At 66.7% G+C, this 8,261-nt stretch carries 9 protein-coding genes and 1 pseudogene; 5 read left to right on the top strand and 5 right to left on the bottom strand.

Going from position 1 to position 8,261, the window contains the following annotated elements:
- Nucleotides 1–1,722: hybrid sensor histidine kinase/response regulator (locus E4L96_RS03025; protein WP_135205757.1), on the top strand; the 1,722-nt coding region annotated here is incomplete at its 5' end.
- 70 nt (nucleotides 1,723–1,792) lie between these two features.
- Complete coding sequence (cheB, locus tag E4L96_RS03020; RefSeq protein WP_135205756.1) at nucleotides 1,793–2,809, top strand: chemotaxis-specific protein-glutamate methyltransferase CheB; 1,017 nt, start codon at nucleotides 1,793–1,795, stop codon at nucleotides 2,807–2,809.
- 58 nt (nucleotides 2,810–2,867) lie between these two features.
- Here the strand turns inward: cheB and murB are convergent, their stop codons facing one another.
- Complete coding sequence (gene murB, locus E4L96_RS03015; protein ID WP_135205755.1) at nucleotides 2,868–3,893, bottom strand: UDP-N-acetylmuramate dehydrogenase; 1,026 nt, start codon at nucleotides 3,891–3,893, stop codon at nucleotides 2,868–2,870.
- Nucleotides 3,894–4,000: 107 nt separating this feature from the next.
- On the opposite strand from murB, the gene E4L96_RS03010 reads away from it, so the two are divergent.
- Both E4L96_RS03010 and E4L96_RS03005 read left to right on the top strand, forming a co-directional pair.
- Complete coding sequence (locus tag E4L96_RS03010) at nucleotides 4,001–4,489, top strand: YajQ family cyclic di-GMP-binding protein (RefSeq protein ID WP_135205754.1); 489 nt, start codon at nucleotides 4,001–4,003, stop codon at nucleotides 4,487–4,489.
- A 75-nt stretch (nucleotides 4,490–4,564) separates the two neighbouring features.
- Nucleotides 4,565–5,821, top strand: a complete 1,257-nt coding sequence (locus tag E4L96_RS03005; RefSeq protein WP_135205753.1) for a nitronate monooxygenase — start codon at nucleotides 4,565–4,567, stop codon at nucleotides 5,819–5,821.
- A 91-nt stretch (nucleotides 5,822–5,912) separates the two neighbouring features.
- Here E4L96_RS03005 and E4L96_RS03000 read toward each other — a convergent pair whose 3' ends face one another.
- From E4L96_RS03000 to E4L96_RS02985, 4 genes are all read right to left on the bottom strand, one after another.
- Nucleotides 5,913–6,146 (bottom strand): hypothetical protein, encoded by a 234-nt coding sequence (locus E4L96_RS03000; RefSeq protein ID WP_135205752.1) that lies wholly within the window; start codon nucleotides 6,144–6,146, stop codon nucleotides 5,913–5,915.
- Nucleotides 6,147–6,255: 109 nt separating this feature from the next.
- Nucleotides 6,256–6,495 carry a hypothetical protein gene (locus tag E4L96_RS02995; protein WP_135205751.1) on the bottom strand — a complete coding sequence of 80 codons (240 nt, stop codon included), beginning with the start codon at nucleotides 6,493–6,495 and terminating at the stop codon, nucleotides 6,256–6,258.
- 49 nt (nucleotides 6,496–6,544) lie between these two features.
- A complete protein-coding gene (locus E4L96_RS02990) occupies nucleotides 6,545–6,769 on the bottom strand; it encodes a hypothetical protein (RefSeq protein WP_135205750.1) in 225 nt (74 codons plus the stop codon).
- Between the two features lie 70 nt (nucleotides 6,770–6,839).
- Nucleotides 6,840–7,775, bottom strand: a complete 936-nt coding sequence (locus E4L96_RS02985) for an exopolyphosphatase (RefSeq protein WP_135205749.1) — start codon at nucleotides 7,773–7,775, stop codon at nucleotides 6,840–6,842.
- A 148-nt stretch (nucleotides 7,776–7,923) separates the two neighbouring features.
- Here E4L96_RS02985 and E4L96_RS02980 point away from each other — a divergent pair.
- Nucleotides 7,924–8,261, top strand: a pseudogene (locus tag E4L96_RS02980) (hypothetical protein); the annotation flags it as partial.

Here is an 8,261-nt window from a genome sequence, read left to right as displayed (position 1 = left end):
GCGCTCGCACCCGCGACCGCTGACCCGCTGCTCGCCCTCGCGTCCGAAATGCGCATCGCCACCCGCGCCCTGCCCGCGACCGCCGCCGCCCTGCAACGCCTCAAGCGCCAGCAGGCCTCATTCCTGGCCACGCTGGACGCCGTGCAAACCGAACTGCAAGCCGCGACGCACCCCGCCGCCGCCCGCCTGCGTGCCCTCCTGCAGGACGGCCAGGCCCAGCAGCAAGCCCTGCTCGACCAACTCGCGAGCCTTGATCACTTCGAACGCCGCCAAAGCCGCCTCGCAGGCGACCTGGTCCACGAGGTCCTGGCCCTGCGCATGCGCCCCTTCGGCGACGGCGTCCACGCCTTCCCCCGCATGGTGCGCGACCTCGCCCGCAGCCTCGGCAAGGAAGCCCGACTGGTCATCGAAGGCAGCGCCACCCTGGTCGACCGCGACGTGCTGGCCCGTATCGAAAGCCCCCTGAACCACCTGCTCCGCAACGCCGTCGACCACGGGCTGGAACTGCCCGCCGAACGGGCCGCCGCCGGCAAGCCGCCCGCCGGCACCCTGACGCTCACCGCCCGCCACCGCGGCGGCCTGCTGGCCATCGAACTGGCCGACGACGGCCGCGGCGTGGACTGCGAAAAGATCCGCGCCCGCGTCATCGAACGCCGCATGGCTCCGCCCGCGCTGGCCGCCGCCATGACCCAAGCCGAGCTGCTGGACTTCCTGTTTCTGCCCGCCTTCAGCCTGAAGGACAGCCCGACCGCGATCTCCGGCCGCGGCGTCGGCCTCGATCTGGTGCAGGACGCGGTACGCGCCCAGAACGGCAGCGTGCGGCTGGCCAGCACGCCCGGCCGCGGCTTGACCGTTTCGATCACCCTGCCCGTTACCCAGTCCGTGGTGCGCGCCCTGGTCTGCGAGATCGGCGGCGAGCCGTATGCGGTGCCGATCGCTTCCATCGGCCGCGTGCTGTCCGTGCCGCGCGCCGATCTGCCCACACTCGAAGGCAAACCTTTCGTCGACCTGCGCGGCGAGCGGATCGGCCTGGTCCCGGCCGCGCCGCTGCTTGGCTTGGAGGAGGTGCCGCAGACGGCCGAGGACCTGCCGGTGCTGGTGCTGGGCCCGGCGGGCCACCGCTACGGCCTGGTGGTGGAAAAGCTGCGCGGCGAGGCGAGCCTGGTGGTGCAGCCGCTGGAGCCCGTATTCGGCAAGCTGCGCGACCTGGCGGCGGCGGCCGTGCTGGATGACGGTAGCCCGGTGTTGATCCTGGACGTCGCTGACCTGCTCCACGGCGTCGAGCGGCAGCTGGCAGCCGGTTCCCTGCAGCCGCTGGCGCATCAGGCGCCGTCCGCCGCCAGCGCCGCACGCCGCGTGCTGGTCGTGGACGACTCGCTCACCGTGCGCGAAATGGAGCGCCAGCTGCTGGTGGCGCGCGGCTACACGGTCGACGTGGCCGTCGACGGCATGGACGGCTGGAACATGGTGCGCGCCCGCGGCTACGACTTGGTCATCACCGACGTCGACATGCCTCGCCTGGATGGCATCGAGCTGACCACCATGATCCGCCGCGACCCGCGCCTGCGCGCACTGCCGGTGATGATCGTCTCGTACAAGGACCGTCCCGAGGACCGCGCACGGGGCCTGTCCGCGGGGGCCGACTACTACCTCACCAAGGGCGCCTTCCACGACGCCACCCTGCTGGACGCCGTGCACGACCTGATCGGAGGCGCGGCATGAGGCGGCGCTGTGGGGGCCTTGCGGCGGCAGCTTGGGCACACGCCGCGCCGCGCATCAAGGGAAGCGCGGCATGAGGATCGGGATTGCCAACGACGTGGGCATGGCGGCGGAGGCGCTGCGGCGCGTGGTGGCGGGCGGCGGCCACGAGGTGCTATGGATCGCGCGCACCGGCGCGGAGGCCGTCAGCCTGTGCGCGAGCCAGCCGCCGGATCTGGTCCTAATGGACTTGAACATGCCGGAACTCGATGGCGTGGAGGCCACGCGCCGCATCATGGCCGCCACGCCCTGCGCGATCCTGGTCGTCACCGGGCAGCCGCAGGACCATGTGCAGCAGGTGTTTCGCGCCCTCGGCGCAGGCGCGCTCGACGTCACCGCCACGCCGCTGCTGCGCGGCGATCCGGGCGGCGGTGCGGCGCTGCTGGCGAAGATCCGCACGATCGGCAAGCTGATTCGCGTGGACCGCCCATCCGCCGCCCGCGCCCCTCGTGCGGTGGTTGAACTGGAAGGCCCGCAACCGCTGGGGATCAGCCATCTGGTGGCGATCGGGGCGTCCACCGGTGGGCCGGTGGCGGTGCAGAAGGTGCTGTCCGGCTGGCGCGCGCCGGAAAAAGCGACCATCGTGGTGGTCCAGCATATCGATGCGCATTTCGCCAGCCAGTTATGCCGCTGGCTGGGAGACCAGCTCGACATGCCGACGCGCGTGGTGCAGGAAGGCGATGCGCTCCGTCCGGGCACGGTGCAGATTGCGCGCACCAACGACCATCTGGTGCTGGACGCGCTGCACCGGCTGCGCTACGTGGCCGAGCCGCGCGACTATCCGTACCGGCCGTCGGTGGACGTGTTCTTCGAGTCGGTGGCGCGGCATTGGGAGCACGCGGCGACCGGTGTGCTGCTCACCGGGATGGGCAAGGATGGCGCGCGCGGATTGCTGGCGATGCGGCAGGCCGGCCACGCCACGCTGGCGCAGGACCAAGCCACCAGCGCCGTTTACGGCATGCCGCGCGCGGCCGCCGAACTGGGCGCCGCTGAAAATATCCTGCCTCTGGACCAGATCGGCCCCGCGCTGCGCGCCGCGCTCGGCGCCTGACCTTGCGGCGGAACCGCTGCCGCGCTGCCCACCGGCGGTGGCCGCGCTGGCGTACGCCTCAGATGAAGACGGGTTCGGGCTCCAGCAGCACGCCGTAGCGGGCCTGCACGTCTGCCTGGATGGCCTTGGCGAGTGCGACGATGTCCGCGCCGCGGGCGCCGCCATTGTTGACGAGGACCAGCGCCTGTTTCGGGTACACGCCCGCCGGGCCGAGATTGCGGCCTTTCCAGCCGCAGCGGTCGATCAGCCAGCCGGCGGCCAGCTTCTCTGTCCCATCGGCCTGCGCGTGATGCACGAGGTCCGGGAACTGTTCCAGCAGCCGGGCGCACTGCGCGCCCGACACCACCGGATTCTTGAAGAAGCTGCCCGCATTGCCGATCTCCGCCGGATCCGGCAGCTTGCGCCGCCGCACCGCGATGACCGCATCGCTGATCTGCCGCGCCGTCGGCGCCGTGATGCCATCGGCCGCCACGGCCTGGGCCAGCTCCGCATAGCGCAGGTTGGGCGTCCACGCCTTGGGCAAGGCAAAGGTCACGTCCACGATGATCAGCCCGCGCCCCTCCGCGTGCTTGAACACGCTGTCCCGGTATGCAAAGCGGCATTCCTCCGCCCGCATCTCGCGCAGCGTCCCAGTCGCCGGATCGAACGCCGTCAGCGAATGGAACACATCCTTGATTTCCGCCCCATAGGCCCCGATGTTCTGGATAGGCGCAGCGCCCACGGTGCCCGGGATGAGGGACAGATTCTCCAGCCCGCCCAGCCCCTGCTCCAGCGTGTACTGCACAAAGCCGTGCCAGTTCTCGCCCGCGCTCGCGCGCACCAGCACGTGCCCGGCGTCCTCGCCCACGATGGCCTTGCCGGCCAGCGCCATATGCAGCACCAGCCCGTTGAAGTCCTGGGTCAGCAGCAGGTTGCTGCCGCCGCCCAGTACCAGCCGCGGCAGCGCCGCCAGTGCCGGGTCGGCCAGCGCCGCCGCCAGTTGGTCCACCTGCTCGACGCGCACGTAATGCCGCGCCCGCGCTTCAATGCGGAAAGTGTTGAATGGGAGAAGGGAGAAATTCTGTTGATCTAGAAACTGGCGCATGGAAATCCGTTTTTTTTGCGCAATTATAGGGGGAACCCTCTAAAGCGCGCCTCAAGTCGATTACAATACCCGGCATTTCTGAAAACAGGCCAAGCAAAGGATCCATTATGCCGTCGTTTGATGTCGTGTCCGAAGCGGACATGGTCGAGGTGCGCAACGCCGTCGACCAGACCAACAAGGAGATCACCACGCGCTTCGACTTCAAGGGAAGCGACGCGCGCGTCGAACAAAAGGAACATGACCTGACCGCCTTCGCCGACTCGGACTTCCAGCTGCAGCAGGTCAAGGACGTGCTGACCAACAAACTCGCCAAGCGCAAGGTCGACGTGCGCTTCCTGGACGACTCCGGCAAGATCGAGAAGATCGGCGGCGACAAGGTCAAACAGGTCGTCAAGATCAAGAACGGCATCGAGGGCGACCTGGCCAAGAAGATCGTACGCATCATCAAGGACAGCAAGATGAAAGTCCAGGCCAGCATCCAGGGCGACGCGGTGCGCGTCACCGGCGCCAAGCGCGACGACCTGCAGGCCACCATGGCGCTGCTGCGCAAGGATGTGACGGACACTCCGCTGGAGTTCAACAACTTCCGCGATTAATGCGGGCCCGGGCCGCGGCCGTGAATGGCGGCCGGGAACGTACCATGCGGCTGCACGCCGCACATTGAAGGTGATATGAAACGGGTTGACGATTTCCGCCTGCGTCTGGGCGGCAAGGAATATGTGCCGATCATGATCGGCGGCATGGGCGTGGACATTTCCACGTCCGAACTGGCGCTGGAAGCGGCGCGCCTGGGCGGCATCGGCCATATCTCCGACGCCATGGTGCCGGATGTCTCGGACCGCAAGTTCGACACGACCTTCGTGAAGGACAAGACCAAGGCCTACAAGTTCAACATCAACAACATGGACAAGTCGGTGGTCAAGTTCGACCTCGATCGGCTGGCCGAAGCGCAGCGCCTGCACATCGGCGCGACCATGGAAGCGAAGAAGGGCAATGGCCTGGTCTTCGTGAACTGCATGGAAAAGCTGACCATGAACGGGCCGAAGGAGACCCTGCAGGCGCGCCTGATGGCCGCGCTGGATGCGGGGATCGACGGCATCACCCTGTCGGCTGGCCTGCACCTCGGTTCGTTCGCGCTGATGGCGGACCATCCGCGCTTCCGCGATGCGAAGCTGGGCATCATCGTGTCATCGGTGCGCGCGCTGCAGCTGTTCCTCCGCAAGGTCTCCAAGCTGGACCGGGCGCCGGACTACATCATCGTCGAAGGCCCGCTGGCCGGCGGCCACCTGGGCTTCGGGCTGGAGGACTGGAAGGACTACGACCTGCACACGATCATGGACGAGATCCATGCGTTCATGAAGGCCGAGCAGCTGGACATTCCGGTGCTGGCGGCCGGTGGCGTGTTCACCGGGACCGATGCGGTGGAGTTCATGGAGCGCGGCGCGGCGGGGGTGCAGGTGGCGACCCGCTTCACCGTGACGCACGAGTGCGGGCTGCCGGATGAGGTCAAGCAGGAGTACTTCCGCGCCAGCGAAGCGGACATTCTGGTGAATGGCGTGTCGCCGACCGGCTATCCGATGCGGATGCTGAAGTCGACGCCGGCCATCGGCTCGGGGATCCGGCCGGGGTGCGAGTCGTATGGCTATCTGCTGGACGCGACGGGCAACTGCGCGTACATCAATTCGTACAACCGCGAGGTGCTGGCGAATCCGGATGCGAAGCAGGTGGTGGTGATGGACAAGACCTGCCTGTGCACGCACATGCGCAACTTCAATTGCTGGACCTGCGGGCACTACACCTACCGGCTGAAGGACACCACGCACAAGAAGGCCGATGGCAGCTACCAGCTCCTCTCGGCGCAGCACGTGTTCGAGGATTACCAGTTCAGCGTGGATCATCAGATCGCGCTGCCGGCGCGCGAGGAGTAACCGCGCCGGATGCGCCCCGGCGGATCGGCCAGCACGGCCGGCCGGGTCGGTGGCTGGTCCAGTGGCTGCCAGGTGGCCGCGGGGGGAGCTGTTAGGCGCCCGATTGATGGCCAAGGCCGAGGCGGTAGCGCACTTCCTCGGTCCACATGCGGACCTGGCCGCTGTCGCGGCGCATCGCGAGGTCCTGGGCGTCGCGCGGGTCGGCGTAGTCCTCGCCAAATTCCAGCACGGCGTGCTGGACCACCTCCGCGGGCGTCATGCCCATCCGCTCTCCGATTTCCCGGATCAGGGTGGCGATGTCGTCGGGGATGTCAATCGTGGCCATGGCGGCCTCCTGCTGTCTTGTCACGCTGATAGGCCATCATAGTGCGCCGCAGCGCGACTTCCAGTGTCTATCACGCGGCCACAAACGCTCACGCATGGCATTTGGTCGGCTACTTCCGGCTGTTCGGAAAATTGAACGCGATCACCAGCGTCACCAAGGGCAGCATGCCGACCTTCACGAGCTCGAACACGGCCGCGCTCGCCCGGCTCTCGGGCGAGGCGTAATAGCCGGCGAACGACACCAGCGAGACCAGGAACAGGGCCAGCAGCACTTGCTTGGCGAAGCGCAGCCGTTCTGCTTCGTCGATCGTGCTGGCGAGCTGGCGTTCCGAGGCAACGTCCAGATCCACTTTAGATGGCTGACTCGGATCAAGAGGCTCGGCTGAAGAAGTCGGCGGCTCATCCATTGAAAATCCCCGTGAGCTGGTACAGGGGGCGCATCCGGTTTCCGGGGAGATCACGCGCGATGATGATGGAATTTCCCTTGGTTCTCTCTTCGTCGGCCTTGAGCAGAAGGGCGAAGGATCGGTAGAGAGCTTGGTCGCGCGTCAAGCCGCGGCGGCGAGCGACTTCTTCGAGCTGATAGAGCAGCTCGTCGGGCATATCGACAATCAGGCGGGTCATGGCAGGCTCCAACAGGTGCAAAACCGTTGGACCACGCCGAGCGCCGCCAGTTCCGCCGGCGGGCGGCGGCTCAGCCGTCGGTGGTGATGCGGTGGATGAGCGCGCCGAGCACGTCGTCGGCGCGCTCGTTGTCGACCTGGCAGGTGCCGGCGTTCTCGTGCCCGCCGCCCCCGTATTCCAGCATCAGCGCCCCGATATTGGTCTGCGAGGTCCGGTTGAGAATCGACTTGCCGGTCGCGAATACGGTGTTCTGGTTCTTTACGCCCCACAGCACGTGGATCGAGATGTTCTGCTCCGGGAACAGCGCATAGATGATGAACCGGTTGCCCGCATAGATCACAGGCTCATCGCGCAAGTCCAGCACCACCAGGTTCCGATGCACCTGCGCGCAGCGCCGGATCTGCTCCTTGCACTTTTCCGCATGCTCGCAATACAGCTGCACCCGCTCCTGCACATCCGGCAGCTGCATGATCTGCTCGATCGAGTGATTGCGGCAGTACTCGATCAGGTCCATCATCAGGTTGTAATTCGAGATGCGGAAGTCACGGAAGCGCCCCAGCCCGGTACGCGCGTCCATCAGGAAATTCAGCAGGTCCCAGCCGTGCGGATCGAGCACCTCTTCGCGCGAGAAACGCGCCGAGTCGCCCTTGTCGACCGCCGCCATCATCTCGTTCCACGCCGGCGGGAACGCCTTGTGCCCGCCGTAATAGTTGTACACCACCCGCGCCGCCGACGGCGCCGCCGGGTCGATCACATGGTTGGACAGATGGTCGGGATTCCGCAGCGTCTCGGACAGGTGGTGGTCGAACGCCAGGTGCACGCCCGGTACATACGGCAAGTTGGTGGTGATGTCGCGCGCGCTGATCGCGATTTTCCCGTCCTGCATGTCCTTGGGATGGACGAACAGGATCTCGTCGATCAGGTCCAGGTGCTTGAGCAGCACGGCACACACCAGGCCGTCGAAGTCGCTGCGCGTGACAAGGCGGAATTTCTGCGTTTCGGACATGGAGACACCCTTTTTTCTAGTGAATTCTGGCGAGAACTGAGCGCTACGGGACGGCTCATCATACTGCATTCCAGTGCCCCGATTTGGCAGGCTGTCGCATGGGGCTGGCCGGACTGCCCCGGGAGCGGTACAGTTGCAACATCCCAACATGAGACCCGCCCCGGACATGGAAGCACGCAGCACCGAACCTGGCAGCACCGACCCGAGCCGTCTCTCGGCCATCCTCGGCTGGCTGCATCGCGCCTTCGACGCGGTGGCCACCTGGGTCACCCAGCTGTCCTGGTGGAAGTTCGCGCTGTTCGCGCTGCTGTCCGTGATCGCGGCCTCGATCCTGCAGGACGAGCTGTTCTCTGGCGACGAGATCGTCACCATCAAGACCAAGGGCGGCAAGCAGCCGGAAGCCAACATCACCATTGATGACAGCGGCATCCACTTCAATCCCAAGACGTTCAAGAAGCCGGGCGAAGCCGGGGCTGCGACAGGCGC

The organism is Zemynaea arenosa, from assembly GCF_004614185.1.
GTDB lineage: Bacteria > Pseudomonadota > Gammaproteobacteria > Burkholderiales > Burkholderiaceae_D > Telluria > Telluria arenosa.
Note: the sequence above shows the minus strand (reverse complement) of the source record. Positions and strands in the feature narration are given on the sequence as shown.